This window comes from Microbacterium sp. NPDC058342, assembly GCF_042723935.1.
Taxonomy (GTDB): domain Bacteria; phylum Actinomycetota; class Actinomycetes; order Actinomycetales; family Microbacteriaceae; genus Microbacterium.
This window is the reverse complement of record NZ_JBHXID010000001.1, coordinates 510617-537586: the sequence shown is the minus strand read 5'-3', so window position 1 is coordinate 537586 and position 26970 is coordinate 510617. Positions and strand designations below refer to the sequence as shown.

At 70.2% G+C, this 26970-nt stretch carries 25 protein-coding genes and 4 tRNA genes; 9 read left to right on the top strand and 20 right to left on the bottom strand.

All coding sequences use genetic code 11. The features are described 5' to 3' along the window. The first annotated feature begins 123 nt into the window (after window positions 1-123). The gene (locus tag ACFWHT_RS02360) at window positions 124-1533 is read left to right on the top strand and encodes a xylulokinase (RefSeq protein ID WP_378825102.1); all 1410 of its coding nucleotides are present in this window, start codon (window positions 124-126) and stop codon (window positions 1531-1533) included. A gap of 30 nt (window positions 1534-1563) precedes the next feature. On the opposite strand, the gene ACFWHT_RS02355 is transcribed toward ACFWHT_RS02360, so the two are convergent. From ACFWHT_RS02355 to serS, 4 genes are all read right to left on the bottom strand, one after another. Next, entirely contained in the window at window positions 1564-2820 is a 1257-nt protein-coding gene (locus ACFWHT_RS02355; protein ID WP_378825100.1) for an LCP family protein, read from the bottom strand. 23 nt (window positions 2821-2843) lie between these two features. Then, a tRNA-Ser gene (locus tag ACFWHT_RS02350) sits at window positions 2844-2928 on the bottom strand. 147 nt (window positions 2929-3075) lie between these two features. Further along, window positions 3076-3879 (bottom strand): HAD family hydrolase, encoded by an 804-nt coding sequence (locus ACFWHT_RS02345; protein ID WP_378825098.1) that lies wholly within the window; start codon window positions 3877-3879, stop codon window positions 3076-3078. Beyond that, window positions 3876-5192: a serine--tRNA ligase gene (gene serS, locus ACFWHT_RS02340; RefSeq protein WP_378825096.1), complete on the bottom strand. Its 1317-nt coding sequence runs from the start codon at window positions 5190-5192 to the stop codon at window positions 3876-3878. The genes ACFWHT_RS02345 and serS overlap by 4 nt, the downstream gene beginning before the upstream one ends. An 81-nt stretch (window positions 5193-5273) precedes the next feature. Here serS and ACFWHT_RS02335 point away from each other — a divergent pair, with 81 nt between their 5' ends. After that, window positions 5274-6272, top strand: a complete 999-nt coding sequence (locus ACFWHT_RS02335) for a diacylglycerol/lipid kinase family protein (protein WP_378825093.1) — start codon at window positions 5274-5276, stop codon at window positions 6270-6272. Between the two features lie 15 nt (window positions 6273-6287). Here the strand turns inward: ACFWHT_RS02335 and ACFWHT_RS02330 are convergent, their stop codons facing one another. The 3 genes from ACFWHT_RS02330 to ACFWHT_RS02320 all read right to left on the bottom strand — a co-directional run bounded on the left by ACFWHT_RS02330 (window position 6288) and on the right by ACFWHT_RS02320 (window position 8835). Beyond that, the gene (locus ACFWHT_RS02330) at window positions 6288-7037 is read right to left on the bottom strand and encodes a hypothetical protein (protein WP_378825091.1); all 750 of its coding nucleotides are present in this window, start codon (window positions 7035-7037) and stop codon (window positions 6288-6290) included. Between the two features lie 42 nt (window positions 7038-7079). After that, window positions 7080-8549, bottom strand: a complete 1470-nt coding sequence (cls, locus tag ACFWHT_RS02325) for a cardiolipin synthase (protein ID WP_378827864.1) — start codon at window positions 8547-8549, stop codon at window positions 7080-7082. Between the two features lie 109 nt (window positions 8550-8658). Further along, on the bottom strand, window positions 8659-8835 hold the full coding sequence (locus ACFWHT_RS02320; protein ID WP_378825090.1) for a hypothetical protein: 177 nt from the start codon (window positions 8833-8835) through the stop codon (window positions 8659-8661). Window positions 8836-8957: 122 nt separating this feature from the next. On the opposite strand from ACFWHT_RS02320, the gene ACFWHT_RS02315 reads away from it, so the two are divergent. Further along, window positions 8958-10076, top strand: a complete 1119-nt coding sequence (locus ACFWHT_RS02315) for a DUF4192 family protein (protein ID WP_378825088.1) — start codon at window positions 8958-8960, stop codon at window positions 10074-10076. A 6-nt stretch (window positions 10077-10082) separates the two neighbouring features. On the opposite strand, the gene lysS is transcribed toward ACFWHT_RS02315, so the two are convergent. Beyond that, window positions 10083-11627, bottom strand: coding sequence for a lysine--tRNA ligase (gene lysS / locus ACFWHT_RS02310; protein WP_378825087.1), 1545 nt, complete (start codon window positions 11625-11627; stop codon window positions 10083-10085). Window positions 11628-11720: 93 nt separating this feature from the next. Here lysS and ACFWHT_RS02305 point away from each other — a divergent pair, with 93 nt between their 5' ends. Continuing rightward, window positions 11721-13532, top strand: a complete 1812-nt coding sequence (locus tag ACFWHT_RS02305) for a DUF2207 domain-containing protein (protein WP_378825085.1) — start codon at window positions 11721-11723, stop codon at window positions 13530-13532. Window positions 13533-13921: 389 nt separating this feature from the next. Here the strand turns inward: ACFWHT_RS02305 and ACFWHT_RS02300 are convergent, their stop codons facing one another. From ACFWHT_RS02300 to hpt, 10 genes are all read right to left on the bottom strand, one after another. Further along, on the bottom strand, window positions 13922-14623 hold the full coding sequence (locus ACFWHT_RS02300; RefSeq protein WP_378825083.1) for a DUF2520 domain-containing protein: 702 nt from the start codon (window positions 14621-14623) through the stop codon (window positions 13922-13924). Window positions 14624-14636: 13 nt separating this feature from the next. Then, the gene (locus ACFWHT_RS02295) at window positions 14637-16508 is read right to left on the bottom strand and encodes a PH domain-containing protein (protein WP_378825081.1); all 1872 of its coding nucleotides are present in this window, start codon (window positions 16506-16508) and stop codon (window positions 14637-14639) included. Further along, window positions 16505-17257, bottom strand: coding sequence for a PH domain-containing protein (locus tag ACFWHT_RS02290; RefSeq protein ID WP_378825079.1), 753 nt, complete (start codon window positions 17255-17257; stop codon window positions 16505-16507). Before ACFWHT_RS02290 ends, ACFWHT_RS02295 begins: the two co-directional genes overlap by 4 nt. Next, window positions 17226-17690, bottom strand: coding sequence for a DUF3180 domain-containing protein (locus ACFWHT_RS02285; protein WP_378825077.1), 465 nt, complete (start codon window positions 17688-17690; stop codon window positions 17226-17228). Before ACFWHT_RS02285 ends, ACFWHT_RS02290 begins: the two co-directional genes overlap by 32 nt. Then, window positions 17687-18214, bottom strand: a complete 528-nt coding sequence (gene folK / locus ACFWHT_RS02280) for a 2-amino-4-hydroxy-6-hydroxymethyldihydropteridine diphosphokinase (protein WP_378827863.1) — start codon at window positions 18212-18214, stop codon at window positions 17687-17689. Before folK ends, ACFWHT_RS02285 begins: the two co-directional genes overlap by 4 nt. After that, on the bottom strand, window positions 18211-18579 hold the full coding sequence (gene folB, locus ACFWHT_RS02275) for a dihydroneopterin aldolase (RefSeq protein WP_378825076.1): 369 nt from the start codon (window positions 18577-18579) through the stop codon (window positions 18211-18213). Before folB ends, folK begins: the two co-directional genes overlap by 4 nt. Window position 18580: 1 nt before the next feature. Then, window positions 18581-19390, bottom strand: coding sequence for a dihydropteroate synthase (gene folP, locus ACFWHT_RS02270; protein WP_378825074.1), 810 nt, complete (start codon window positions 19388-19390; stop codon window positions 18581-18583). Beyond that, window positions 19387-19998 (bottom strand): GTP cyclohydrolase I, encoded by a 612-nt coding sequence (folE, locus tag ACFWHT_RS02265; protein WP_378825072.1) that lies wholly within the window; start codon window positions 19996-19998, stop codon window positions 19387-19389. The genes folP and folE overlap by 4 nt, the downstream gene beginning before the upstream one ends. Before the next feature lies 1 nt (window position 19999). After that, window positions 20000-22003 (bottom strand): ATP-dependent zinc metalloprotease FtsH, encoded by a 2004-nt coding sequence (gene ftsH / locus ACFWHT_RS02260; RefSeq protein WP_378825070.1) that lies wholly within the window; start codon window positions 22001-22003, stop codon window positions 20000-20002. A gap of 99 nt (window positions 22004-22102) precedes the next feature. After that, complete coding sequence (hpt, locus tag ACFWHT_RS02255) at window positions 22103-22654, bottom strand: hypoxanthine phosphoribosyltransferase (RefSeq protein ID WP_378825068.1); 552 nt, start codon at window positions 22652-22654, stop codon at window positions 22103-22105. Window positions 22655-22736: 82 nt separating this feature from the next. On the opposite strand from hpt, the gene ACFWHT_RS02250 reads away from it, so the two are divergent. Beyond that, a complete protein-coding gene (locus ACFWHT_RS02250; protein WP_378825065.1) occupies window positions 22737-23330 on the top strand; it encodes a DUF937 domain-containing protein in 594 nt (197 codons plus the stop codon). Window positions 23331-23378: 48 nt separating this feature from the next. Here ACFWHT_RS02250 and tilS read toward each other — a convergent pair whose 3' ends face one another. Beyond that, on the bottom strand, window positions 23379-24368 hold the full coding sequence (gene tilS / locus ACFWHT_RS02245; RefSeq protein WP_378825063.1) for a tRNA lysidine(34) synthetase TilS: 990 nt from the start codon (window positions 24366-24368) through the stop codon (window positions 23379-23381). Window positions 24369-24462: 94 nt separating this feature from the next. On the opposite strand from tilS, the gene ppa reads away from it, so the two are divergent. After that, window positions 24463-24951, top strand: a complete 489-nt coding sequence (ppa, locus tag ACFWHT_RS02240) for an inorganic diphosphatase (protein ID WP_378825061.1) — start codon at window positions 24463-24465, stop codon at window positions 24949-24951. 72 nt (window positions 24952-25023) lie between these two features. Here the strand turns inward: ppa and ACFWHT_RS02235 are convergent, their stop codons facing one another. Further along, entirely contained in the window at window positions 25024-26406 is a 1383-nt protein-coding gene (locus ACFWHT_RS02235) for a peptidoglycan DD-metalloendopeptidase family protein (RefSeq protein ID WP_378825060.1), read from the bottom strand. A 241-nt stretch (window positions 26407-26647) separates the two neighbouring features. Here ACFWHT_RS02235 and ACFWHT_RS02230 point away from each other — a divergent pair. From ACFWHT_RS02230 to ACFWHT_RS02220, 3 genes are all read left to right on the top strand, one after another. Next, window positions 26648-26720: transfer RNA gene (locus tag ACFWHT_RS02230), tRNA-Glu, on the top strand. Window positions 26721-26746: 26 nt separating this feature from the next. Further along, a tRNA-Asp gene (locus tag ACFWHT_RS02225) sits at window positions 26747-26820 on the top strand. Between the two features lie 69 nt (window positions 26821-26889). Continuing rightward, a tRNA-Phe gene (locus ACFWHT_RS02220) sits at window positions 26890-26962 on the top strand. Window positions 26963-26970 lie beyond the last annotated feature (8 nt).

Here is a 26970-nt window from a genome sequence, read left to right as displayed (position 1 = left end):
AACCGTTCGCGCGGCGAGGAGCGAACCCGCGACCGGACCCGCCGCAGCGAGGGTCAGCGGTGACCCTAGCTGACACGACGCTGACGGACCTCGCGGCGCCGGACGGCCTGGCAGAGTAGGGGTATGACTCTCGTCGCCGGCGTCGACAGCTCGACGCAGTCCTGCAAAGTCGTCATCTGCGACGCCGACACCGGGCGTGTCGTGCGCTCCGGCCGCGCCGCGCACCCCTCCGGAACCGAGGTGGATCCGCAGGCTTGGTGGGATGCCCTGCAGCAGGCGATCGCCGAAGCGGGAGGAATCGACGATGTCGCGGCGATCTCGGTCGGCGGCCAGCAGCACGGGTGCGTCGTGCTCGACGCCGAGGGCGCGGTCATCCGACCTGCGCTGCTGTGGAACGACACGCGCACCGCGGGAGACGCCGACAGACTGGTCCGGGAGCGCGGCGACGACGGCGCGCGATGGTGGGCGGAGGCCACCGGGCTGGTCCCGGTCGCCTCGTTCACGGTCAGCAAGCTCGCCTGGATCGCCCGCAACGAACCCGATAACGCGGCTCGCATCGCGGCCGTGTGTCTGCCTCACGACTGGCTCACGTGGCGTCTGGCGGGCAACGAGCCCGGCCGCGCCGACCTGAACGCGCTGACCACGGATCGCTCCGACGCTTCGGGAACCGGGTACTTCGACGCCGAGACGGGAACCTACCGCGAAGACATCGTCGAGGGGATTCTCGGACGCATGCCCGTCCTCCCTCGCGTTCTCGGCCCGGCTGAGCGGGCCGGGACGACGTCGTCCGGGGCCGTTCTCGGGCCGGGTGCCGGCGACAACGCCGCGGCCGCGCTCGGGATCGGCGCTCGCACCGGCGATCTGGTCGTGTCGGTGGGCACCTCCGGCACGGTCTTCGCGGTCTCCGACATCCCCACCCGCGATGCGAGCGGTCTGGTTGCCGGCTTCGCCGATGCGACGGGTCGGTATCTCCCCCTCGCCTGCACCCTGAACGCCTCTCTCGTGCTCGACGCCACCGCGAGGCTTCTGGGAGTCGACCACGTCGCGTTCGACGAACTCGCCTCCTCAGGGGCATCCGACGGGCTCCGCCTCGTGCCGTATCTCTCCGGTGAGCGCACGCCGAATCTTCCCGACGCGACCGGATCGCTCCTCGGGATCACCCTGGGGAATCTCACCCCGGCCGCGCTCGCGCGCGCTGCGGTCGAAGGCGTGGTCTGCTCGCTCGTCGACGCCTGTACGGCAGTCGAGCGTGCAGGGGTGCGGGGGTCGCGGGCCCTGTTCGTCGGCGGCGGTGCGCGATATCGTGCGCTTCAGGACGCCGCTCGCGCGACGTTCGCGCTACCCGTCGGCTTCCCCGAGCCCGCCGAGTACGTCGCGCTCGGCATGGCGCGCCAGGCGGCGAGCGTGCTCACCGGCAAGATGCCCGACTGGGCCACACATGCCGCGGTGTCGGCGGGAACGGGCGACACCGAGCCGTTGGCCGCCTATCGACGCGCGACCGCGACCCTGTGGGGCGACTCAGCCATCCGCTGAGGGACCTGGTCCGATCGTCGCTCGGCGACCTCAGCGGCCCACGTTGCCGTTCGAGCAGGTCTGCTGAGCGGCGGAGGTGCCGCGGATCGACGAGGGGAGCTCGGCCACGTCGTCCGACGGCGTCGCCGACGTCGTGGGCGTAGGCGCAGTGGTCTCGCCCGCTTCGGGCTCCTTGACGACCACGCCGTCGTTGCTCGTGTTCTCGTGCGTGATCCGCAGCTGCTTGTTGGCCGCGATGGCATCCCAGAGCTGCGTCGCCGCCGCCTGGTTCGGCACGACCTTGTTGCGGTCGTACGGGTCGTCGACGGTGGGGTACTGCACGAAGACGATGTCCTCGAACGGCACGTCCTTGACGGCCAGCGCGATCTGCGCGATCTTCATCGGATCGGCGAGCGACGTGGATGCCTCGACGTTGTTCAGTCCGGTGTCGGCGAGCTTGAGCATGGTGCCCACGTTGCCCAGCACCTCACCGCTGATGAGCTTGCGCACCAGGCTCGACATGTACTGCTGCTGGTTGCCGATGCGTCCCAGGTCGCTGCCGTCGCCGACGCCGTGCCGGGTGCGCAGGAACTGCAGAGCCTTCAGGCCCTTGATGGTGTGGTCGCCCGCAGCCATGTCCAACCCGGTGAAGCGGTCGCGGATCGGGTTCGCCAGGCACACGTCGACGCCGCCGATCGCATCCGTGATCTCGATCACGCCACCGAAGGTGACCTTCGCCGCGAACTCGATGTCCTCACCGGTGAGCTCCGAGATGGTCTTGGCGACGCAGTTCAGGCCGCCCTTCTCCCCGCCGTGGTCGTACGCCACGTTCAGCGGCTGCTTGCTCATCGCCGAGCGGGTGTTGCCATTGATGTCCGCGCACTCCGGGATCGGGATCATCAGGTCGCGCGGAAAGCTGACCGCCGTGATCCGGCGCGGCTCGGCCGACACGTGCACGAGCAGGTTCACGTCGTTGAGGGTGCCGCCGGCATCCTTGCCGGTGCAGCGCTCCTTGAACAGGTGCGCGTACTTGGGCTCGCAGGTGTCCACGCCCGTGAGCAGGATGTCGAAGCCGCCGTCGTACGCGGCGATGTCGGGCGGCAGTTCCTTCTGGTCCTCCAGCTCGACAGCATTCGCGCTCACGGTGCCGAGCAGACCGCCGAAGACGAATCCGGCCACGCCGATCCCGCTCACCAGGACGACCGCCATGGCGATGCCGATCAGTTTCAGCAGCTGACCCGTCGCTCCGGGGGAACGCAGCTGACCGTGACGTGCGACCGGGTTCCGGCGCTTGCTGGACTCGCTCACTCAGTGCCTTTCAGGACTTTCCGCGGAGGGTGTGGGATTCGAACCCACGAGACATCTCTGCCCACTGGTTTTCAAGACCAGCTCCATCGGCCGCTCGGACAACCCTCCTCACCCGGTTCACACCGGACGATCAGGCGTCGAGTCTATCCGGTTCCCTGAGGTCGCGAACACGCCGACATCCCATTTTCACGTGCCCACCTGGGCGGATCCTGGATTGGCTCCTCCCCGCGCCGCGTCCTGGCTCGCCGCGCCCGGTCACGCCGTCGGCAGGAGCGTGCGCAGAGCCGTGGCCAGCCCGCCGACCTCGACGTGCGTGGTCTCCTCACCGGCGGCCTCCTTCACCTCGTCAGGAGCCTGGCCCATCGCGACCGCGCGCCCTCCCCCGGCGAGCGCCCAGCCGAACATGCCGATGTCGTTGCGGCCGTCGCCGGCGACGAAGACGGTGTCGCCCGTCATGCCCAGGCGCTGGCGCACCCGCTCCAGAGCCGTGCCCTTGTCGACACCGTGCGGCGCGATGTCCAGCCAGGCGGTCCACCCGACGGCGTACGAGACCTCGTTCAGTCCCGCCTCAGCCACCAGCCGCTGGAAGTCCTGCTCGTCGTGCTGCGGCGAGACGACGACGATGCGTGAGACGGGCTGCTCGGCGAGCTCGTCGAACTCCACCTCGTAGCCCCCGTCGAGCGTCCAGTCGTCGACGGCGTCGGTGTACAGACGTTGTCCCGAGCCGAGCTCGACCATGTAGCGCGCCTCGGGCAGCCTGCCGCGCAGCAGCTCGAGCACCGGTGCAGGATCGAACACCTCGACGTGCCACCGCTGCCACTCGCCGTCCACGCGGCGCATGATGACCGCCCCGTTCGAGCACACCGCGTACTCGGCCGTCAGGCCGAGCTCCTCGATGTAACGACGCGTGCCGCCCCAGCTGCGCCCCGTGGCCAGCATCACCTCGTATCCGGCGTCGCGCACCTCGGCCACGGCCTCGCGCACCTGCGGGCTCAGCGTCTCGTCCTGCAGCAGGATCGTGCCGTCGATGTCCAGGCCGACGAGACCGCGGAAGCTCACTCGGCGCCCTGTGCGTCGATGGCGTTCTCCGACCATCCCCGCGGTCGCAGCACCTCGATGCCGCCCAGGTACGGTCGCAGCACTTCGGGCACCGTGACCGAGCCGTCCTGCTGCTGGTGCGTCTCGAGCAGCGCGACGATCCAGCGGGTGGTGGCGAGCGTACCGTTCAGCGTGGCGACGTTGCGCGTCTTCGCCTGAGCCCCATCCTCCGCCTCCGGCCGGTAGCGCACGTCGAGACGGCGGGCCTGGTACGTCGTGCAGTTCGAGGTCGAGGTGAGCTCGCGGAATGCACCCTGCGTGGGCACCCAGGCCTCGATGTCGAACTTGCGCGCAGCGCTGGAGCCCAGGTCGCCGGCGGCGACATCGATCACGCGGTACGACAGGCCGAGCGCTGTCAGCATCTCCTCCTGCAGCGCGACCAGGCGCTCGTGTTCGGCCTCGGCATCCTCGGGCGCGGTGTAGACGAACATCTCCAGCTTGTTGAACTGGTGCACGCGGATGATGCCGCGGGTGTCCTTGCCGTGCGACCCGGCCTCGCTGCGGTAGCAGGTGGACCAGCCCGCGTAGCGGAGGGCCCCGGCGGACAGGTCCACGATCTCGTCCTTGTGGTACCCCGCGAGCGGCACCTCGCTCGTGCCGACGAGGTACATGTCCTCCTTGTCGAGGTGGTACACCTCGTCGGCGTGTTCGCCGAGGAACCCGGTGCCCTGCATGATCTCGGGGCGCACGAGCGTCGGCACGATCATCGGCGTGAAGCCGTTCTGCAGCGCCTTGTCGAGGGCCAGGTTCATCAGCGCGATCTCGAGCCGTGCGCCGATGCCCTTGAGGAAGTAGAAGCGCGCGCCCGAGACCTTCGCGCCCCGCTCCATGTCGATGGCGTCGAGCAACTCACCGAGTTCGAGGTGGTCGCGCGGCTCGAAGTCGAAGCGGGGGACCTCACCCACGCGACGCAGCTCGACGAAGTCCTCCTCGCCGCCTGCGGGGACGCCGTCGATGACGACGTTCTCGATGCGGTTCAACGCGGATGCGGCCGTCTCGGCCGCCTCGTTGGCGGCCTGCTGAGCGGCCTTCACGCGGTCGGCGAGCTCCTTGGCCTGCGCGACGAGCGCGGCCTTCTCGTCCTTGGGCGCCTTGGCGACGGTCTTGCCGAAGGCGTTCTGCTCGGCGCGCAGCGACTCGAACAGGCTGAGTGCGTCACGTCGCGATCGGTCGGCCTCGATCGCCGCGTCGACGGTTTCGGGCGCGTTTCCGCGCGCGATCTGTGAGCGTCGGACGAGCTCGGGCTCGTCGCGGAGAAGGGCGAGATCGATCATTGTGCAAGTCTATCCAGCGGCCCTGACGCCTCCGTCGCCCCGATGCGCTCCCGCGGCGGGGTTCGGTCGTAGAGTGGCGGCATGTCGGCATCCGGGAGCGAGAGCGCGCACGCCGCTCTCGTGCTCAACCCGGTGAAGGTGGATGCCCGGCGCCTGCGCTCCTCGCTGACGTCCCTCTCGAAGCGGCATGGCTGGGCGCCGCCCCGCTTCTACGAGACGAGCATCGAGGATCCCGGCCAGGAGATCACGCGCAGAGCACTGGCCGAAGGCGCCTCTGCCGTGCTCGCGGCGGGGGGCGACGGCACCGTGCGCTCGGTGTCGGAGGCGATGGCCGGCACCGGCATCCCGTTCGCGGTCGTGCCCGGCGGCACCGGCAACCTCTTCGCGCGCAACCTCGGGCTGCCGTTGCTCGATCCCGATCGCGTCATTGAGTCGGTCTTCACCGGATTCACCCATCGGGTGGACATCGGCTGGGCCGCGCTCACCCGCGAGGACGGCACGCGGACCGAGCATGCCTTCGTCGTGCTCGCCGGGATGGGGCTGGATGCCGACATGATCGCCAACACGCGCCCGGATCTGAAGCGGAGCGTCGGCTGGGTGGCATATCTCGACGGGGCCGCGCGCTCGCTCCCCGGCGCCCGGCCGTTCCGCGTCGTGTATCAGCTGGACGATGGCCGGCTGCACTCCGCGAAGGTGCACAGCATGCTGTTCGCGAACTGCGGCGCGCTGCCCGCGGGCATCGCGCTGATGCCGGATGCCTCGCTCGACGACGGGACGATGGACATCGCGGTGATCCAGCCGACCGGCCCGCTCGGGTGGCTGGGCATCTGGCGGAAGGTGTGGTGGGACAACTCCGTGCTGCGCCGCACGCGCGCGGGCCGCCGAGTGCTGGATCGCCGCGGCAAGGAGAACTCCATCCGCTATCTGCGCGCCGGCAGCGCTGAGGCCGCGATGGTCGCGCCCACCTCGATCGAGCTCGACGGCGACGAACTCGGCACCGCGGTGCGCATCGTCTGCCGCATCGAGCAGGGCGGTCTCACGATCGCCCTGCCCGCTGGACACGACGTGTCACGATTCTGACCCGCGCCGCCCGGGTCAGCCGAGCACGTCCACGGTCCCGTCGAGCCCGCCGCCCTGCAGAGTGAGCGTGAAGGGCGAGTCGTCGTCCGCAGGCTCCTGATCGAGCACGACGACGGTCGTGCGCGGCGCGAAGTCCATCGTGCACACGCCGTCGATGTCGGCGAAGGTCACCGTCGCCCCGGCGCCGGACTGCTCGATCCTCTCGACCTGCGGCTGGCAGGAAGACGATCCCCACGTCAGCAGCACCAGGCCGCGGTCGTCGAACCAGCCGGCGGAGGGCCCCTGATCGCCGGTCGACAGTCCCGGTTCGAGGGCCCCGACGAAGCCGTCGAGGCTCTCGTCGTCGATCACGTCACCGTAGGTCACGCGCACCTCGACGTCCTGTGCGGCGTCGACTCCCTCCGGAACGCCGACGATCGCGGCCCTCGGTACGAGGTCGTCGGTGCAGGCCTCTGCGGCATCGCCAGGGGGGTCCGCCAGCGTCACGTCGACGTTCTGACCCTTCCCGGTCACCCCGTCGGCGACGGGACGGCAGCCGGCGCTCGATGATCCCCAGGTGACGACCGCGAAGGAGCGCCCTCCGTCGAGCCAGGCGACCTCGATGTCGCCGGCGCTGCGCTCGTCGGGCTGAGCCGGGCCGGATGCTCCGGACCCGGTCGCCGTGCTCGTCGGTGCCGGCGAGGAGGGAGCGGTCGAGCATCCGGCGGCGAGCATCACCGCACCGGCGAGCACGAGGATGGACGGGACCAGACGCGAAGGGCTCATACCTCCCAGTGTCCGCGACGGGGCATCCGTCTCAAAGCCGCGTCACTGCAGGGCGGAGGTGAGGCGGGCGAGGTTGTCGAGCACGGTGGAGCGCAGCGGCTGCTGCATCCACTCCTCGAGCGTGAGCTCGCGGCTGAGCGCACGGTACTCGTCCTCGACGACGCGCATCTCGTCGACGAACTCCTCGCCGCGCACGAGCATCGAGACCTCCATGTTCAGACCGAATGAGCGCATGTCCATGTTGCTCGAGCCGATCACCGCGACCTGGTCGTCGATCGTGAGGCTCTTGGTGTGCAGGATGTACGGCTTGGGATACATCCAGATGCGGATGCCGGCGCGCAGCAGCGCCTCGTAGTAGCTGCGCTGCGCGTGGTAGACCATCGCCTGATCGCCCTGCTCCGACACGAACAGCTCCACCTGCACGCCCCGGTCGACCGCAGCCGTGACGGCGAGCAGCAGCGCCTCGTCGGGCACGAAGTACGGACTGACGATCATGATCCGGTCCTTGGCCGCGTAGAGCAGACCGAGGAACAGGCGCAGGTTGTTCTCGACCTCGAACCCGGGCCCCGAGGGGACGATCTGGCAGTCCAGATCTCCGGTGCCCGACTCCACGCTGGTGATGTCGATGCCCTCGGGCACCCGGTCGGTCTCGGCGTAGTAGTCGCTGAGGAACACCGCGTTGAGGCTCGCGACGACGGGCCCGTCGACGCGCACCATCAGGTCGACCCAGTGCAGCCCCTGGCGGATGTTCTTGGGCAGGTTGTAGGAGGAGTCGGTGATGTTCTGCGAGCCGACGAAGCCGACGCGTCCGTCGACGACGAGCAGCTTGCGGTGATTGCGCAGGTCCGGACGCTGAATGCGGCCGCGCAGCGGCTGCACGGGGAGCATCAGGTGCCAGTCGGCGCCCATCCTCTCCAGCCGGCGGATGGTCTGGCGGTATCGCGGCTTCCAGCGGTTCGCCCAGTAGTCCAGCAGCACGCGCACCGGGATGCCCCGGGCGGCCGCCTGCTCCAGCGCGTGGAACAGGTTCTCCGTCGCCGCGTCGTACTGCATGATGTAGAACTCGATGTGCACGTAGCTCTCGGCACCGCGGATCGCATCCGCCATCTCGTCGAGCGACTCCTGGTAGTCGCTGATCAGGTGCGCCCCGTTGTCGCCGGCGAGGGGCAGCGCGCCCATCTGCTGGTTCATCATGACCAGTGGCGGGAACCAGTCCGGCGCGTCCGGACGCAGCGTGCCGAAGTTCAGGTGACTGCCCGTGTCGGCGATGTACTCGTTGATGCGCTCCTGCTTGCGCCGTCGTGCTCGGGGCAACTTGGGATTGCCGATCAGCAGGAACAGCAGCACTCCCACGACGGGGATGAAGAAGATCGCGAGCAGCCAGGCCATCGCCGAGGTCGGGCGCCGATTGCGGGGCACGACGATGATCGAGACGATGCGGACGGCGAGGTCGATGATGAGGTAGCCGAGCGCCAGCCACCACGGCCAGGATTCCAGCCCGAAGGTCACGATCGCACCCCCTCCCCGCCCGCGCGACGACGTCGCTCTGCATCAGAGTAGCCGCAGCGCACGACAAAGCCGGCAGTGCGGCCGAGCGCGAGCGTTCCGGCAGGGCCGGGAATCAGGATGCCCTGGGCGGGAGTCCCCGCGCCGCGCGCTCCTCCGCCTCGATCTGGGCGTGCACCCGGCGTTCGGTGCGGTCGAAGCGCATGATGCCGCGCAGCACCACGACGAAGACCACGCTCACGCCGATGGTCGGCAGGATGGACCATGCCGCAGCGACCCAGAAATTGTCCACGGCTCCATCGTACGCCGCCTTCCTGTCAGTCTCCCTCCACAATCGGCCGCCATCGACCTGCTCTGCACAGGTGCCGGGTTCTCACCGTCCGAGCGTCGCCGCGCACGGGCACACTCCCTCACATGAGCACGATCATCCACGCCACAGATCCCGCCGAGCTCCTCGGCCTCGTCCCGGCCCTGGCCGGCTTCACGCCGCGGCGCAGCATCGTGATGCTGCCGTTCCACGGCGCACGCACCTACGGCGCCATGCGCGTCGATCTGCCCTCTCCCGAATCCGACCCCGACGAGTTCGCCGAAGCCGCTCTGCACGCCCTCCTGCAGGTGAGCGAGATCGATGCGGCGGCCGTGGTCGTCTACACCGACGTTCCGCCGCAACGGGTGCCTGACGGCATCCTGCTTCCCCACCTGACCGTCGTCGAGACGCTGGTCGAGGTCCTCGCCCAGACAGGCCTGCGCGTGGTGGACGCGCTCTGCGTCACGCCCGACGGGTGGGGCGACTACCTCGACGAGGAACCGGTCGTCCTGCCCCTCGAAGACATTCCCTCGCCGACCGGCATCCCGGGCATCGGCGATGTCAGCGGTGACCAGACGGCGGGAGCAGAGCTGCCGGCCGCAGACCTCGTGCAGCGCGAGCGTGTCGGCCGTGCGCTGCGCGAGCTGGACGAGGTGCTCGACCGGCACCGGACCGGTCGCAGCAGGCCCGCCTCCGGCGAGAACCCGCTCACACTGGTGGTGGCCGACACTCTGCTCGATGACCTGCCGGCGTTCGCGGAGGACCTTCTCGACGCACCCCACGACGAGGACCCGTACGGGTGCGCCGCCCTGCTGTGGTGCCTGAACCGTCCGGTGCTGCGCGATGCGATCCTCGTGCAGTGGGCGACCGACGAGGAGTTCGGAAGCCGCGCGCTGGGCGCCCAGCTGGACTACGCCGATGCGGGTGCCGAGATCCCGCCCGCCGTGGGCGACGTGTTCCTCGGTCGAGGTCCGCGACCCGACTCCGACCGCCTGGGCTGCGCCCTGCAGGTGGTCCGGCGCGCGGCCGCGCTGGCGCCGCGCCATGCCAAGGCGCCGGCCCTCACCGCGGCCGCGTGGCTCGCCTGGGCGCTGGGGCGCTCGTCGCAGGCCGGGCAGTACGTCGATCAGGCGCTAGAGATCGATCCGGAATACGGGCTCGCGTCGCTCATCGCCGGCACGCTGTCGGCCGCCGTGCTGCCCGAATGGGCGCTGCGGCGGCCGTGACGCCTGCTACTTGACCAGCGGGAAGAGGATGGTCTCGCGGATGCCCAGACCCGTCACCGCCATGAGCAGACGATCGATGCCCATGCCTATGCCTCCCGAAGGCGGCATGCCGTGCTCGAGGGCGCGCAGGAACTCCTCATCGACGGGCATGGCCTCCACATCGCCGCGCGCGGCGAGCTTCGCCTGCTCGACGAAGCGCTCGCGCTGGATCACCGGGTCGACCAGCTCGGAGTACCCGGTGGCCAGCTCGAACCCGCGGACGTACAGGTCCCACTTCTCCACGACGCCATCGATCGAGCGGTGCTCGCGCACCAGCGGCGACGTGTCGACAGGGAAGTCCATCACGAAGGTGGGGCGCACGAGGTCGCCCTTCACGAAGTGCTCCCACAGCTCCTCGACGAGCTTTCCGTGGGTCGCGTGCGGCGGGATGTCCACCCCGTTCGCCTCGGCGAACGCGATCAGATCCTCCACCGCGTCCTGCGGCGTCACCGCGCGACCGCACGCCGCCGACAGCGAGTCGTACATCGAGATGCGGTCCCACTCGCCGCCGAGGTCGTACTCGGTGCCGTCGGCCCAGGTGACGGTGGTCGAGCCCGCGACCGCGAGGGCGGCGTTCTGCACGAGCTCCTGGGTGAGCTCGGCCATCTGGTTGTAGTCGCCGTAGGCCTGGTAGGCCTCGAGCATGGCGAACTCGGGCGAATGCGTGGAGTCGGCGCCCTCGTTGCGGAAGTTGCGGTTGATCTCGTACACCCGCTCGATGCCGCCCACGACCGCGCGCTTCAGGTACAGCTCGGGGGCGATCCGCAGGTACAGCTCGGTGTCGAACGCGTTGGAGTGCGTGATGAAGGGGCGGGCGGACGCGCCGCCGTGCTGCACCTGCAGCATGGGCGTCTCCACCTCGAGGTAGTCGTGGCTCGTGAACGTGGCGCGCAGACTGGCGTTCACCGCGGCGCGGGCACGCACCGTGACGCGGGCCTGGTCACGGACGATGAGATCGAGGAAGCGGCTGCGCACGCGCGACTCCTCGCTCAGCTCGCCGTACACGTTCGGCAGGGGCAGGATCGCCTTCGACGCGATCGCCCAGTCGTCGGCCATGATCGACAGCTCGCCGCGGCGGCTGGAGATGACCTCCCCGTGCACGAAGACGTGATCTCCGAGGTCGACGAGCTCCTTCCACGCCGCCAGCGACTCCTCGCCCACGTTCGCGAGCGAGACCATCGCCTGGATGCGCGAGCCGTCGCCGGCCTGCAGAGTGGCGAAGCAGAGCTTGCCCGTGTTGCGGCTGAAGACCACGCGGCCCGCGACGCCCACCGTCTCGCCGGTCTCGGCACCCGCTTCGAGCTCACCGTACTGCGCGCGCAGCGCCGGGATGGCGTGGGTCACCGGCACGCCGACGGGGAACGCCCCGCCCCCGGCATCCGCACGCCCCGCGATCAGCTTCTCGCGCTTGGCCAGACGAACCGCCTTCTGCTCGAAGACGTCGTTCTCCTCCTCGGTCCCCGACTCCGTCGAGGGGGCAGCGGCGGTGGTCGGCGCAGACGCGTCAGTCATGGGTGGGGGCTCCTTGCAGAAAGTCCTCACAGTCTACCGGCGAGTCCCCGCCGCGCCTGGGCGATGCGCGAGGGTCGGGTTAGCCTCGAACACATGCGATACGACCTCCGCACGCATCGGTCCCCCGTACGAGCGCGTCTTCTCATCATCCTCACCGTCGCGCTCGGCGCGCTCGCCGGGGCGCTGCCCGCAGCCGGCGCAGCAGCCGACGTCGACGACTTCTCCTACTCGTCCTGGGACTCCCGCTACGAGGTGTCACTCGACGCGAGCGGGCGCACGGTCGCGCACGTGACCGAGACCCTGGTGGCCGAGTTCCCCGACACGGATCAGAACAAGGGCATCATCCGCGGCTATCCGCAGCGGCTGAACGGTGCGGGGCTGGGCGTCGAGATCGTGTCGGTGCAGGATGCCGACGGCCGCGACGTGCCGTATGAGACCGAGACCGAGGACGGCATGCTGCTCGTGCTGACCGGGAACGACGACTACGCGCACGGGTCGACCACCTATGTCATCGAATCGACGATGCGCGATGTCATGATCCACGGCACCGAGACGGGCAACGACGAGTTCTACTGGAATCTGCTGCCGCTGAACAGCACGCAGGCCATCGGCCGGTTCGACGCCGCCGTCGTGTTCTCGCCCGAGCTGGCCGATGCACTCACCGGTGACGTCGCCTGCTATGCGGGCTTCGCCGGGGAGCGGAACCCCTGCACTTTCGCCGGTCCCGACGCCACGTCGCAGGGTGCAGCGTTCACGTTCTCCTCGGGCGACCGCGCTGCCGGCGACGGCGTCACCGTCGCGATCGGGTTCGAGGCCGGCACGGTGACGCAGCCCGCCGCGCGGATGCCTGACCCGGTCGCCGACTTCGGCCCCGCCCTCGTCGGACTCGGCTCGATCGGGATGGCCGCCGGCGTGTGGGCATCCTTCGCCGCGCTGGTGCGGCGGCGCCGGACGGCGACGGGGATCGTCGTCGCCCAGTTCGACGTGCCGGCCGACCTCCCCCCGCTGGCGGCGGCTCCGCTCGTCCCGGGGGCCCCGAACCCGGTCCCGGCGCAGATGGTGCATCTGGCCGTGCAGGGCGCCGTCCGGCTCGAGGAGGAACCGGATGCCAAGAAGCGGCCGGCTCTGCGCCTGCTGGACCGCGCCCGAGCCGCGGACCCGCTCGACGCGGCCGCGCTCACGTCGCTGTTCCCGCGGGATGCGACCGTGCGCGCCATTCCCCGGTCCAGCACGAAGTTCGCCAAGCGCATGGAGAAGCTCACCGCGAAGGGACGAGCGGAGGCGACAGGCCGCGGCTGGATGAGCACAGAGCGCAGCCGAGCGGCGATGACGTTCGGCTGGCTCTCCGTCGCGCTGCTGCTCGCGACCCTCGGCTTCGTGATCTGGTCGGCCACGAAGGACCGGGAGATGTTCGGCCTGTCGATCGTCACCATGATCCTCGCCTTCGTGGTCGTCGTGATCACCTCGTTCGTCGCCTTCGGGAAGCACAGCGTGCTGACGCACGAGGGTGCGCTGCGATACGAGCACCTGCTCGGGGTGAAGGAATTCATCCGCGTCGCCGAGGCCGACCGGCTGCGGATGCTGCAGTCTTACCAGGGCGCCGAACGGCGCAGCGACGGCACGGTCGACGTCGTGCACCTGTACGAGAAGCTTCTCCCCTACGCCATGCTGCTGGGCGAGGAGCAGAGCTGGTCGAAGGTCCTCGAGACGACGTACTCGTCGTCGGGCCGAAGCCCGGGCTGGATGGATGTCGCCGTCGGCACGTCGATCAGCTCACGACTGTCGACGTATTCCTCGTCCATGAACGCGGCGGCGACGTACACCCCGCCGAGCTCCTCGGGCGGATCGACAGGCGGCGGCTTCTCGGGTGGCGGAGGCGGCGGAGGGTTCTCCGGAGGTCGCTGACCTGGTTCGCACCCCGACCCACTCGCACCACCCACCCCGCGGATGTGGCGCACATCGCCGCATCCCCCCGCACGAAGCAACCATTCACGCCACATCTACGAGCCCGCCAGGCTCGCACCCCGCACCCACTCGCACCACCCACCACCCGCCGCGAGGATGTGGCGCACATCGCCGCATCCGACCGCGCGAAGCAACCATTCACGCCACATCGACGAGCCCGCCAGGCTCGCACCCCGCCCCACTCGCACCACCCACCCCGCCGATGTGGCGCACATCGTTGCATCCGACCGCGCGAAGCAACCATTCACGCCACATCGACGAGCCCGCCAAGCTCGCAGCCCGCGCGAAGCGACCATCCACGCCACGAACGGGGACGCCGGGGCGAGCGATCAGAGGCCGACGGGCGGGTCCAGGGGGCCGGATGCCTCGCGCAGAGCCTGCTCGACGGTCGACGAGACCAGCGCTGACAGATAACCGCCGGGGTTGTCGACCCCGACGTCCCGCAGCAGCGACGTCGCCTGGCCGACGATCGAGCGGGAGAACTCGGATGCCGTGGCGATCGCCTCGCCGTACGCCGGACGGTCGTCCTCGGCGATGACGACGGGTTCGCAGCCCATCTCCACCGCGAGCGCCTGCGCGATGGGCAGCACGGCTGCCGGCGCCGTGACCGCGGCGAAGGATGCCTGCAGCTGGCGCAGATCCATGGTGGTGCCCGTGAACGCGATCGCCGGGTGCACGGCCAGCGGGATCGCGCCGCGTTCGGCCGCGGGCCGCAACACCTCGACACCATGACTCGCATCGGTGTGCAGCACCAGCTGACCCATCTGCCATCCGCCGAGCTCCGCGATACCGCTGACGAGCCCTGGCAGCTCCTCATGCGGCACGGCGATCACGACCAGCTCGCTGCGGCGCACCACTTCCAGCGCGTCCAGCACGGGCACACCGGGCAGCACCGCACCGGCCCGTTCGTCGTCCGAACCCGAGGTGATGCCGGTCAGGGCGTGGCCCGCGCCGGCGAGCGCGGCGCCGACGACCGGGCCGACGCGTCCGGCTCCGATCACGCCGATTCCGAGACGCCCATCCCGGTTCATGCCCGCATCCTCGTCACGGGGCGGGTGGCGGAGGCGCGGACGGCCCCGCGGGCGGCGGGGCGGCCGGACGCGTGCTGGGCGCAGGAGCCGGAGGCGCGGTCGGCGCCGCGGAAGGAGAAGGCGGCCGCCAGGCCGGCGGTGCCGTAGGACCCGCCGGAGGCGCGGCGGGAGGCGCGGGCATGGTCGGTGCGGAAGCGAAGGGCGGTGCCGGCGCAGGCTGGGTGGCGGCGTGCTCGCCCCAGCGGTGGGAATGGTCGCGCGCTGCAGCGAGGGCTGCGGCGCTGCTCGCCTCGTCGAGCAGTGCGATCGCATCCGCGCGCTCGAGGCCCGAGAGCACGCCCGAGATCGGCCCCGTGATGGAGTGGATCTGCGCGTGCGCGACGCCCTGCATCCGGTCGATGGGCCCCTGGCCGATCGAGAGGCCCTGCAGGCGGGCGAGCGGGAACACCGCGAGCTTGCGCCAGAGCACGCCGCGCCGCATCAGCACGCCGTACTCGGTCAGTGCGTACCCGTGCCGTCTCCACGACAGGGGACGGCGCCACCAGGCACGCCGGGGGATGCTGCGGTACGGGTCGCCCTGGACGGGGCCGAGGATGCCGTGCTCCCAGACGAGGGGGATGTCGCTGCGCGGGGCATCCGGCAGCACCAGGGCGAGCACACGCTCGACGTCGGCGCGCTTGCCGACGGGCAGCACCGTGTTGAACTGCTGGGCGTTGCCGTTCTGCTGCTGGGCGGCGCTCTTGCCGCTCATCCGGTTGATCTTGATCGTCCACCATCCGAACGGACGCCACAGCAGCGACTGCGACACCTCGACGGCGAAGATGCGCCCGGGCGGCAGCGTCTCGGTGACCGTGGTCAGCAGTCCGTAGGTGATCCGCACACCGTCGGGGGTGGGGGCGATCGAGTAGCGCAGCGACTTGGAGATCTGCGTCCAGGTGATCGCGATCAAGGCGAGCAGCATGGGGATGCCGATGGCCAGCCCCGCACCGATCGAGATGAGACCGACCTCGGCATCGCCGTCCTGGACGGCGCCGATCAGGATGCCTCCCATCGACACGGCGAGAATGGCACCGAAGAACACCAGCCAGAGCACCGCGTGGATCAGCTGGGAGCCGACGAGCCGGCCTGTGGGAATCTTCACGACGCTCTCGGGTGCGACATCGGCGAGGTCGACGCCCATGATCAGGCCGGAGACACCTGCGTTCACCGAGCCCGCGAGCGGTGAGGTGCCGGTCGTCGGCGCGGGTGCTCCGGAGCGCCCCTGCTCGCGCGCCGCGCGGGCGCCGGATGCCAGGCGCAGGATGTCTGCGCGCACCGACTCGGCGCGCACGGTGGCGAGGTATTCCAGGGGCACGTTCGCGTCGGTGCCGGCGCCGACCACCTCGAGCTTGGCGAGGCCGATCAGGCGCGCGGGGAAGGGGCGGGTCAGGTTGACGCCCTGCACGCGATCGAGCGGAGCACGGCGGTGCGAGCGGAAGATCAAGCCCTTGCGCACCTCGACGTGGTCGCCGGTGATGCGGAACTGCTGGAAGCGCCACACGAACCAGAACGCCGCGATGAAGACGATCACCACGCCCAGCACGATCAGGAGGGCGACGACGACCATGTTGTTGGACACGACCCAGTCCACCGGGTCGCCGCCCCCGTAGTCGACGTAGTCGGCCTCCCGCGGTGCGAAGATCGCCACCAGCCAGTTGACGACCTTGTCGCGCCTGTTCGAGATCACGATTCCCGCGACGACGATCAGCGCCAGTCCGCCCTTGAACAGAGGCGTCAGCGGATGCATCCGGTGCCATTCGCCGTCGGCGAGCGACGACGAGCCGCCCTCGGGCAGCACCGTGGCCGGCTCGGCTGCGGGGGCGCCGTGCGGTGCGGGCGTGCTCACAGCCCGGTCCGGCGGGTCTCGGCGACCTCGATGAGAGTGTCGCGCAGCGCCTCGGCGGCGGCCTGGGTGAGTCCGGGAATCTGCACGCCGGTGGTCGCCGCGGCTGTGACCATCTTCAGCTGCGAGATGCCGAAGGTGCGGTCGAGCGGTCCCTGGGTGATGTCGACCAGCTGCATGCGCCCGTAGGGCACGGCCACGATCCGCTGCCAGAGGATGCCCTTGCGGAACACCACGTCGTCGGCGCGCAGCATGTATCCCAGCGCCTTCGCCTGCCTCGGGAGGATGACCAGTGTCAGGAGCGTGATCAGGGTGATCGCCCCGGCGGGGATCCACACCCAGGACTGGTCGAGCACGAGTCCCACGATGAGCGCGGCGGCCACCACGAACGCGATGAGGATCGCGTTCTGCACGAACTGCGAGACGACGTAGCGCGGGGAGATCTGGTGCCACGTCCCGTCGAGGGCGAGCGCGCCGCTGCTGCGCGGAGTGCGCAGCTCGCGGTAGGTGCCCTCGTCCAGCGCGGCCGCCGCCTCGGGTGCGGCCGGCGCCGATGCGGCCGGAGCCGGGGTCCCGGGAGCGGGTGGGGCGGGGGCGGCCGGCGGCGGCGTCGGCCGGCTCACGGCATCCGCGGCCTGCTGTTCGGCGGGAACGGGCACGGGCGGGGCCGGCGGGGCGATCGGCGGCACCGGGGGTACGGGCGCTCCGAATCCGTTCGGATCACGCGGCGGGGTCGTCGGGCTCTCGTTCATCAGGATCCTTCGGCAGAGTGCAGAACTGTTCGGCGGCCAGCGCGGCCCCGATCAGCACAAGCGCACCGACGATCAGGGCGATCATCGCCACTGTCGACCCTACCGGCGCGGGCACCGGTCGTGTGGAGAGGAACACGAGCAGTCCGATCGCGAATCCCGCCAGGATCGCTCCGAGCAGGCTGGATGCCCGGGCGAGGGTCGAAGCGCGCAGCGCCCGGAACGGGTCGATGCGCTTGCCCCCGCGCACGCTGCGACGAACCGGCCACGCCAGTGCGAGCACGGCCACGGCGAGCAGCACGAGCAGCACCGGCAGGAACACCGATGGCGTGAAGGTCGCGCGCCCGGTCATCGTGAGCACCTGATCGAACCCGTAGCCGGCTCCCGCCGAGAGCACGGCGAGCACGACCAGGGCGCCGATCGAGGTGCGTCTCACGGGTCCGCCCTCAGGGCGCGCACGAGGTCGTCGACGCGCCCGGCGCCGGGGAGCACGGCATCCGGGTCGACGCTCAGCCACGGTTCCAGCACGAACAACCGTTCCGCGGCGCGCGGATGCGGCACCATCAGGTGCTCCGCGTCGCTGCGGAAGTCGCCGTAGGCGATCAGGTCGAGATCGAGGGTGCGGTCCCCCCACCGCTCGCGGCGCACCCGCCCCTGCTCCTCCTCGACGGCGTGCAGCATGCCGAGCAGCACCTGCGGGGCGAGCCTGGTGGTCATGAGCGCGACGGCGTTCAGGTAGGGCGGGGCATCCGGGTCCGGTCCGTCGGCCTTCACAGCGACCGTCTCGACGGGCTCCGACATGACGAACCGGTCGACCAGCGGCAGCCGGCGCAGCCGCTCCGCGGCGGCTCGGAGCGTCTCGCCCCGGTCGCCTTCGTTCGACCCCAGGGCGATCACGGCCACCTGCGGATCGCGGCCGGGCCGCGGATCCGGCGGCTGGGGCAGGCGGAACCGGGTCATGCCCGCCACCGGTTCACGGTGACCGCCACGTCCGAGAAGGTCTGGATGATCGGCGCGTGCGGCTTGTGCACGGTCACGCGCACCGCGCGCACCCGCTCGTCCTCCAGCACCGCGTCGGCGATGCGCTGGGCGAGCGTCTCGATGAGATTCACCGGCTCCCCCGCGACGATCGCGGACACGCGCTCGGCGACTTCGCCGTAATGCACCGTGTCGGCGACGTCGTCCGAGGCGGCCGCCGCCTGCAGCGACAGCCCGAGTGCGAGATCGATGGTGAACTCCTGCCCGTCACGACGCTCGAAATCGAAGACGCCGTGTCGGCCGAACACCGTCAGGCCGGTCAGCACGATCTCGTCGAGCGCGTCCATCTCAGGCTCCGTCCCACGCGCGGGCGACGGCCAGCGCGTCTCGTGTGGCTGCCACGTCGTGCACCCGCACGGCCCAAGCCCCGGCGCGCGCGGCGAGCACGCTGGTGACGGCTGTCGCAAGATCGCGGCGACGCTCGTCGACGGTCTCATCGGCCGCGGCGGAGGTCAGGGCGTCGGCGAGGAAGCGCTTGCGCGACGTGCCCACGAGCACACGGTGTCCGAGTGCGACGACCTCCTCGAGCCCGCCGAGCACGTCCCAGTTCTGCCGCCCGCTCTTGGCGAACCCGACGCCGGGATCGACGATGATCCGCGCCGGTGCGATGCCGGCGACCGCGGCCGCCTCCACCCGCTCGCGCAGCTCGCCCGCCACCTCGCGTGCGACCCGCGCGTACTGTGCGCGGGCGTACATGTCGGACGAGGGGCCGCGCCAGTGACCGATCGCGATGTCGGCGTCGAGATCGGCCACCGCCGCCAGCATCCCCTCGTCGGCGAGGCCGCCGGAGACGTCGTTGACGATGCGCGCACCCGCGCGGACGGCGGCGGCGGCCGTGTCGGCGTTGAGCGTGTCGATCGAGGTCGGGATGCCCGCCGCGGTCAGTTCCTCGATGACCGGAAGCACCCGGCCCTGCTCGACCGCGGGGCTGACTCGCTCCGCCCCGGGACGAGTGGACTCCCCGCCCACGTCGATGACAGCAGCGCCCTGGGCCCGCAGCAGGTGCGCCCGGGCGAGGGCGGTGTCGGTCTCGGCGTACCGACCACCGTCGCTGAACGAATCGGGGGTGACGTTGAGGATGCCCCAGATGGCCGTCATCGCCCCGGCTCCTGCGCATGCGGTGCAGCGGCGCCGATGAGGGAGATGAGCTCGGCGCGCGCGGCCGGATCGCTGAGCTCGCCCCGCGCGGCGATGGTGAGGGTGGATGCCAGCGGCTGGCGGCCGCCGCGCATGGTGACGCAGCCGTGCGAGGCGTCGAGGACGACGAGCACACCGCGGGTGTCGAGGTTCTCGGCGATCGCATCCGCCACCTGCTCCCCCAGCCGCTCCTGCACCTGGGGACGGGCGGCGAGGGTCTCGACGACCTTGACGAGTGCGCCCAGGCCGACCACCTGCTCACCGGGGAGGTACGCGATGTGCGCCAGCCCTGCGAAGGGCAGCAGGTGGTGCTCGCACACAGAGCGGAAGCGGATGTCGCGCAGCAGCACGGCGCCCGAGGGCAGCGTGTCGGGCGCGGGCCCGTGCGAGACGCTGATCGTGCGCTCCAGGTGCACGGCGGGGTCCTCGCCCACGCCGGAGAAGAACTCGGCGTACAGCTCGCCCATGCGCGCGGGGGTCTGCCGGAGTCCCGGGCGCGCCGGATCCTCGCCGATCGCCTCGAGCAGCTCGCGGGTGAGCCGCTCGACCCGTGCCCTGTCGACGGTCACGTCACGCCGTCGCCGGGCGGGCCTGTCCGCCGGCGGCCTTCGGCCCGGCCGCGCGCGCGGTCGTGGACTCGGCGGGCGCCTGTGCGGCGGCCGCCTCGTCGCGGCGCACGGGCACCTCGATGGGAGGCAGAGCCGAGACCGGGCGCTCCTCGCTCGAGAGCCACTGGGGGCGCTCGGGGAGCTTGCGCACCTCGGTGAAGATCTCGGCGATCTGGTGGTGGTCGAGGGTCTCCTCTTCGAGCAGCGCCAGCGCGAGGCGGTCGAGGATGTCACGGTTCTCACTGATCACCTGGTAGGCCTCGTTGTGCGCCTGCTCGATCAGGGCGCGCACCTCGGTGTCGACGCGCTCGGCGATGCTCTCGGAGTACTCACGTCCACGGCCCATGTCGCGGCCGGCGAAGGGCTCGCCGCCCTCGGAGCCGAGCTTGACCGGTCCGAGTTGGGCCGTCATGCCGTATTCGATGACCATCTTGCGGGCGATGCTCGTCGCCTTCTCGATGTCGTTCGAGGCGCCGGTGGTCGGGTCGTGGAAGACGAGCTCCTCGGCGACGCGTCCGCCCATGGCGTAGGTGAGCTGATCCTGCAGCTCATTGCGGGTGACGGAGTACTTGTCGTCCAGCGGCAGCACCATGGTGTAGCCGAGCGCCTTGCCGCGGGGCAGGATCGTGATCTTGGTGACCGGATCGGTGTGGTTCATCGCCGCGGCGGCGAGCGCATGCCCGCCCTCGTGGTACGCGGTGATGAGCTTCTCGCGGTCCTTCATCACGCGCGTGCGGCGCTGCGGACCGGCGATGACGCGATCGATGGCCTCGTCGAGCGCGCGGTTGTCGATCAGCTGCGCGTTCGAGCGGGCGGTCAGCAGCGCGGCCTCGTTCAGCACGTTCGCGAGGTCGGCGCCGGTGAAGCCCGGCGTCTTGCGGGCCACGACCTCGAGCTCGACCGACTTCGACAGCGGCTTGCCCTTGGCGTGCACCTCGAGGATCTTCTGCCGGCCCTTCAGGTCGGGCGCATCGACGCCGATCTGGCGGTCGAAGCGGCCGGGGCGCAGCAGCGCCGGGTCGAGGATGTCGGGGCGGTTGGTCGCGGCGATGACGATGACGTTCGCGTTCGGGTCGAAGCCGTCCATCTCGACGAGCATCTGGTTCAGCGTCTGCTCGCGCTCGTCGTTTCCACCGCCCATGCCGGCGCCGCGGTGACGACCGACGGCGTCGATCTCGTCGATGAAGATGATCGCCGGGGCGTTCTCCTTGGCCTGGTTGAACAGGTCGCGCACACGGGATGCTCCGACGCCGACGAACATCTCGACGAAGTCCGACCCGGAGATGGAGTAGAAGGGCGCCCCTGCCTCGCCGGCGACGGCGCGGGCCAGGAGGGTCTTGCCGGTTCCGGGAGGGCCGTACAGGAGCACGCCCTTGGGGATGCGGGCGCCGATCGCCTGGAACTTGGCGGGATCCTGCAGGAACTCCTTGATCTCGTGGAGCTCCTCGATGGCCTCGTCGGCGCCGGCGACGTCGGCGAAGGTGACGGTGGGGGTCTCCTTGCTGACCAGCTTGGCCTTGGACTTGCCGAACTGCATGACCTTGCTGCCGCCGCCCTGCATCGAGGAGAGCAGCCACCAGAAGAGCAGGCCCAGCAGCACCAGCGGCAGAAGAAGGGAGAGGAATCCGTCGAACCACGTGGCACGCGGCACGACGTCCTTGTATCCGTCCTTGAGCGTGGCCTTGTCGATCGCCTCGACGACCTGGTCGCCCCGAGCCTCGACGTAGTAGAACTGCACGTTCTTGGCGCCCTCGAACTCCTTCGAGAGCGTGAGGTCCACGCGCTGGTCGCCGTCGGTGTTGACCGCCTGCGTCACCGTCTTGCCGTCGAGCAGCTCGAGGCCCTGCTGCACGGTGATCTGCTTGGGCGCCGACAGGTTCGAGATCAGCAGGAAGCCGGCGAACAGCAGCACACCGATCAGCGCGACGTAGATCAGCGGATTCCGGGAGACCTTCTTGACATCCATGATGCGTTCAGCGTACCGCCCGGGCCCTAGCGGGCCGCTGTGCGTTCACCCACGGCGTACGCCGCGGGACGGCTGCCGGCGTGCTGCGCCGAACGCTCCTCAGCTGTAGACGTGCGGGGCGAGCACGGCGACGTCGCGCAGGTTTCGGTAGCGCTCGGCGTAGTCGAGTCCGTAGCCGACGACGAATTCGACGGGGATGTCGAACCCGACGTACTTGCAGTCGATCTCCACCTTCGCCGCCTCGGGCTTGCGCAGCAGGGCGAGCACCTCGATCGACTCCGCGCCGCGGGACTCGAAGTTCTCCAGCAGCCAGCTCAGCGTCAGACCGGAGTCGATGATGTCCTCGACGATGAGCACGTGCTTGCCGTTCAGGTCGGTGTCGAGGTCCTTGCGGATCTGCACCACGCCGCTGGACTTTGTGCTCGCGCCGTAGCTGGACACCGCCATCCAGTCCATCGGCGCATGGAACGGCAGCGAGCGCGCGAAGTCGGCCATCACCATCACCGCGCCCTTGAGCACGCCCACGAGGATCAGGTCCTTGCCCTCGTAGTCGGATGCCACGCGCGCGGCGAGCTCATCGAGCTTGGCGTGGATCTCCTCCTCCGTGACGAGGATCTGGGCGAGGTCTGCTGAGATGTCCGCTGCGCGCATAGGTCGATTTTAGGTCGTGGCGCCTTGGCATCCGCACTACTGTGAGCCGTGAAGCGGGTGGATGCCCGCGGGGAAGGAACACATGAACCTCGACGAGATCCTCAAGCAGGTGCCGATCGACGACATCGCGGAGAAGTTCGGCGTGAGTCAGGATGTCGCCCGCCAGGCGGTGCAGGAGGGCGGTGCAGCCCTGCTCGGCGGCCTGGCGAAGAACGCCGAGACCCCGGAGGGGTCGTCGGCGATCGAGCAGGCGTTGAACCGGCACGACGGCTTCAGCGGGGCGTCGAAGGTCGACGACGTGGACCAGGCCGACGGCGGGAAGATCGTCAAGCACGTCTTCGGCGACAAGCAGCAGGACGTCATCGACCGCCTCACGACGTCGGAGAAGACGGCCGGCGGCATCGACTTCGGCAAGCTGCTGCCGATCCTCGCGCCCATCGTCATGGGCCTCATCGCGAAGGCGACCAAGGGCAAGGGCACCGGGGACGGCGGCGGGGGCATCGGCGACATCCTGGGCGGCCTGCTCGGCGGCGGTCAGCAGAGCCCGTCGTCGGGCGGCGGGCTGGGTGACATCCTCGGCGGCCTCGGCGGCATGTTCGGGGGCTCGTCGGGGTCGTCGTCGCAGGGCGGCAACGTGATCGGCGACGTCCTGGGCGGGCTGTTCGGAAAGAAGTAGCGTTCGGCGGCCTCCCAGGAGGCGCGGCCGGCACCGGTGCGGCGCCGCTCAGCGGGCGGCGAAGACGATGCGCCCGCCGGCGCGCCGTGCCGTGCATCCGGGCAGATCGATGGGCCCCTGGCCGGACCAGTCCGTGGCGAGGCGTGCCACCTCGAGCGTCTGCACGCGGCTGAGCACCGCACCGAACTCGCTGTCGACGACCAGCCGGATGATCCGGTTGCGCAGCGCGGCCGGGTTGGCCGCGAGAGCGGCGACACTGACCGAGATGCCCGCCTCGGCGTGCTCGACGATGTCCTCGATGGTCTCGTGGATCATCTCCTCGAAGGCTTCGGCATCCTCGCGCAACTGCTCCGCCGTGCGTGCGAGCGCCTCGGCGATGCCGGGCCCGAGCTCGTCCTCCAGCACCGGCAGCACGCGCTCGCGCGCCCGGACGCGGACGAATCGCGGGTCGACGTTGTGTGGGTCGTCCCAGACGTCGAGATCGGATGCCGCGCAGCACGCGCGCGTGGTCGCGCGCCGCACCGACAGCATCGGCCGAAGCCACAGCATCCCGTCGTCGTCCTCGCGTGCCGGGGCCATCCCCTGCAGGCTCGCCGCGCCCGATCCGCGGGCCAGGCCGAGCAGCACGGTCTCTGCCTGATCGTCGAGGGTGTGCCCGAGCAGCACGACCCGTGCTCCGATCTCGTGCGCGCAGCTGCGCAGCGCCGCGTAGCGGGCATCCCGGGCGGCGGCTTCCAGTCCGTCCGGATGCTGCCGGTCGACGTCGACGGTCAGCACCCGGGCATCCGCCCCCAGTGCGCGGGCCTGCCCGGCGGCGCGTTGCGCGACAGCATCCGAACCGTCCTGCAGGCGGTGGTCGACCACGGCGGCCGTCAGCGCGATGCCGAGCTTGGCGGCTTCGAAGACCGCGGCCGCGGTGAGGGCGAGGGAATCGGCGCCGCCCGAGAGCGCGACGAGCACCGCGCGTTCCGCGTGGGGTGCGAGGGCTGCGCGCACGACGCGGCGGACTTCGGCGACGGCGGGATCGAGCGACGGCATCCCTCCACCGTACGGCCAGCGCCTCGCCGCCGGCGAGCCGCGAGTAGGCTGATCTGCGGCATCCAACCCCACACATCTCCCGAGGAGCATACGAATGGCACATGACGCCGTCATCGAGATCCCGCGCGGCAGCCGCGTGAAGTACGAGGTCGACCACGAGACCGGTCGGGTCCACCTCGACCGGGTGCTCTACACGACCTTCGGCTACCCGGCCGACTACGGCTATTTCGATGACACGCTGGGTGAGGACGGCGACCCGCTGGACGTGCTGGTGCTGCTTGACCACGCGATCTACCCCGGCGTCGTCGTGAATGTGCGTCCGGTGGCCGTGCTGAAGATGAGCGACGAGGCCGGTGGCGACGACAAGCTCGTGGCCGTGCTCTCGAAGGACCCGCGCTGGTCGCACATCCAGGATGTCGACGATCTGGCCGAGTACACGAAGAAGGAGATCGCGCACTTCTTCGAGCACTACAAGGACCTCGAGCCCAACAAGTGGGTCAAGGTCGACGAGTGGGGGAACGCGGCCGAGGCGCAGCGCATCCTCGACGAGGCGATCGAGCGCTTCGGGGCCGAGAGCCACTGAGCCCGCCCGCGCTCCGCGCAGACGACGAGACCCCCGGCGGGCGCCGGGGGTCTCGTCGTAGGAGGATGCGGGTTACAGCGCCCCGCGGGCCGACAGGAACGAGTACGGGTTCGTGCGGCCGCCGTTGATGTACACCTCGAAGTGCAGGTGGCATCCCAGCGAGTTGCCGGTGTTGCCGGAGTAGCCGATGACCTGGCCGGCGCTGACGTGCTGGCCGTAGCGGACGGCGAAGCGGGACTGGTGCGCGTAGCCGGTGGCGATGCCGCCGCCGTGCTGGATGCGGATGAAGTTGCCGAAGCCGCCGTTGTAGCCGGCGAAGTCGACCCGCCCCGACGCGGCCGCGAAGATCGGCGCGCCGCATCCGGCGGCGAAGTCGAGGCCGCCGTGCAGGCGGGATCCGCACTTGCCGCCGCTGCACGTGACCGGGCGCCAGCCGTAGTACGAGGAGATGAAGCCGCCGTGAGGCCGGCGCCAGGAACCGGATCCGGAGCCGCCTCCCCCACCGCCGCCGCCGCCACCGTTGTTCTGGTGGTTCTTTGCGGCCTCCGCGGCTTCGCGCTTGCGGCGCTCCTCTTCTTCGCGGCGGCGCTTGGCCTCGGCCTCTTTGCGCTTGCGCTCGCCCTCTTTGTAGCCGGCGACGGTCGCGGCCGTCTTGTCCTTGAGGGCGGAGAGCTGCGCCTGCAGCGTGGTGAGGTTGTCCTGCTTCTCCTGCAACGCGGCCTGAGCGGCATCGGATGCCTGCTGCGCGCGGATCATCTTCTCTTCCGCGATCTTCTGCAGGCGGTCGCGCTCGTCGCGTGCGGTCTTGGCCTGGTTGCTGAGCGACTGCGCCGAGTCTCGCGCGGCGGCGGCCTTGTCGGCGACCGTCTTGTTGTACTCCAGCAGCTGATCCATGCTGCCCAGACGCGAGAGCAGGTCGTCGGCGCTGCCAGAAGAGTCGGCGAGGAACAGCTCGAGGGCGGCCTGGTCTCCGCCGGTGCGGTACAGCTGGGTGGCGACCTGGCCGGCCTTCACCGAGCTCTCGTCGGCGATCTTGGCCTGCTCGTCGGCCTGGCTCTGCAGGTCTTCGGCGGCCTGGGCCTGCTCGAAGAACGCCTGCTGGGCCTCGTAGAACTCGTCGCCGGCGGCGCGTGCGGCGGCCTCGGCAGCCGCGGCGCGCTGCGTGAGCGACTGGATCAGGCCTTCGATGCGCTTGATCTCGGCGCCCTTGGCCGACTCGCTGGCCTTGGCCCGCTGCACGTCGTCCCAGCTGGGGTAGTCGGCGGCGTGGGCGGCCTGCGTGCCGTTCGCGACGCCGAAGGCGGTGAGGGCGATGGCGCTGAGCGCGCCCACGGTGATCGCACCGCGCCGGGTCACCTGCGAGGAGGGCCACAGGGCGCGTCGTTCGGCGGGCGTGGGTGCACAGCCGCAGTCTTCGGATGCCGCGGCCGCATACGCCTGGAAGTCGTCGTTCACGCGGCCCCTTCCGCCGGTTTCACAGATGCCACACTAACAACATTCGTCACATTCGCAACAGGTTCTCAGCTTCGGCGCGGGTCTCGGTGCGGGCCGCTTGGACCCAGGCAGAGGCAGGAGACGAGACCATCGTCCTCTCGAAACGCCCGGGGTGTGCGCAGACGCGCCCTCGATTTCGTTTTTGCTCGGTGGTTCCCTTATGCTTGAGCGTCGGCAGGGAACGCCCCCAAGGCAGACCTTCGGCCCCATCGTTTAGCGGCCTAGGACGCCGCCCTTTCACGGCGGTAGCACGGGTTCGAATCCCGTTGGGGTCACTCTTCCGATACAATTGAAAAGTTATGGCCCTGTAGCGCAGTTGGTTAGCGTGCCGCCCTGTCACGGCGGAGGTCGCGGGTTCAAGTCCCGTCAGGGTCGCTCCTAGCGATGAGCCTTCTTTCGAGGAGGCTCTTCGTCTAAGACGCGGCAGATCACGATGTGCCGCGAGGCTCTGTAGCTCAGTTGGTAGAGCGTTCGACTGAAAATCGAAAGGTCACCGGATCGATGCCGGTCGGAGCCACACGGATC

Bases quoted from the DNA above. Each gene is read 5' to 3' on its own strand.
- ACFWHT_RS02360 (WP_378825102.1), top strand. From the start codon at position 124: ATGACTCTCGTCGCCGGCGTCGACAGCTCGACGCAGTCCTGCAAAGTC.
- serS (WP_378825096.1), bottom strand. From the start codon at position 5,192: ATGATCGATCTCGCCCTTCTCCGCGACGAGCCCGAGCTCGTCCGACGC.
- ACFWHT_RS02335 (WP_378825093.1), top strand. From the start codon at position 5,274: ATGTCGGCATCCGGGAGCGAGAGCGCGCACGCCGCTCTCGTGCTCAAC.
- ACFWHT_RS02330 (WP_378825091.1), bottom strand. From the start codon at position 7,037: ATGAGCCCTTCGCGTCTGGTCCCGTCCATCCTCGTGCTCGCCGGTGCG.
- ACFWHT_RS02315 (WP_378825088.1), top strand. From the start codon at position 8,958: ATGAGCACGATCATCCACGCCACAGATCCCGCCGAGCTCCTCGGCCTC.
- lysS (WP_378825087.1), bottom strand. From the start codon at position 11,627: ATGACTGACGCGTCTGCGCCGACCACCGCCGCTGCCCCCTCGACGGAG.
- ACFWHT_RS02305 (WP_378825085.1), top strand. From the start codon at position 11,721: ATGCGATACGACCTCCGCACGCATCGGTCCCCCGTACGAGCGCGTCTT.
- ACFWHT_RS02300 (WP_378825083.1), bottom strand. From the start codon at position 14,623: ATGAACCGGGATGGGCGTCTCGGAATCGGCGTGATCGGAGCCGGACGC.
- ACFWHT_RS02290 (WP_378825079.1), bottom strand. From the start codon at position 17,257: ATGAACGAGAGCCCGACGACCCCGCCGCGTGATCCGAACGGATTCGGA.
- folK (WP_378827863.1), bottom strand. From the start codon at position 18,214: ATGACCCGGTTCCGCCTGCCCCAGCCGCCGGATCCGCGGCCCGGCCGC.
- folB (WP_378825076.1), bottom strand. From the start codon at position 18,579: ATGGACGCGCTCGACGAGATCGTGCTGACCGGCCTGACGGTGTTCGGC.
- folP (WP_378825074.1), bottom strand. From the start codon at position 19,390: ATGACGGCCATCTGGGGCATCCTCAACGTCACCCCCGATTCGTTCAGC.
- ftsH (WP_378825070.1), bottom strand. From the start codon at position 22,003: ATGGATGTCAAGAAGGTCTCCCGGAATCCGCTGATCTACGTCGCGCTG.
- hpt (WP_378825068.1), bottom strand. From the start codon at position 22,654: ATGCGCGCAGCGGACATCTCAGCAGACCTCGCCCAGATCCTCGTCACG.
- ACFWHT_RS02250 (WP_378825065.1), top strand. From the start codon at position 22,737: ATGAACCTCGACGAGATCCTCAAGCAGGTGCCGATCGACGACATCGCG.
- tilS (WP_378825063.1), bottom strand. From the start codon at position 24,368: ATGCCGTCGCTCGATCCCGCCGTCGCCGAAGTCCGCCGCGTCGTGCGC.
- ppa (WP_378825061.1), top strand. From the start codon at position 24,463: ATGGCACATGACGCCGTCATCGAGATCCCGCGCGGCAGCCGCGTGAAG.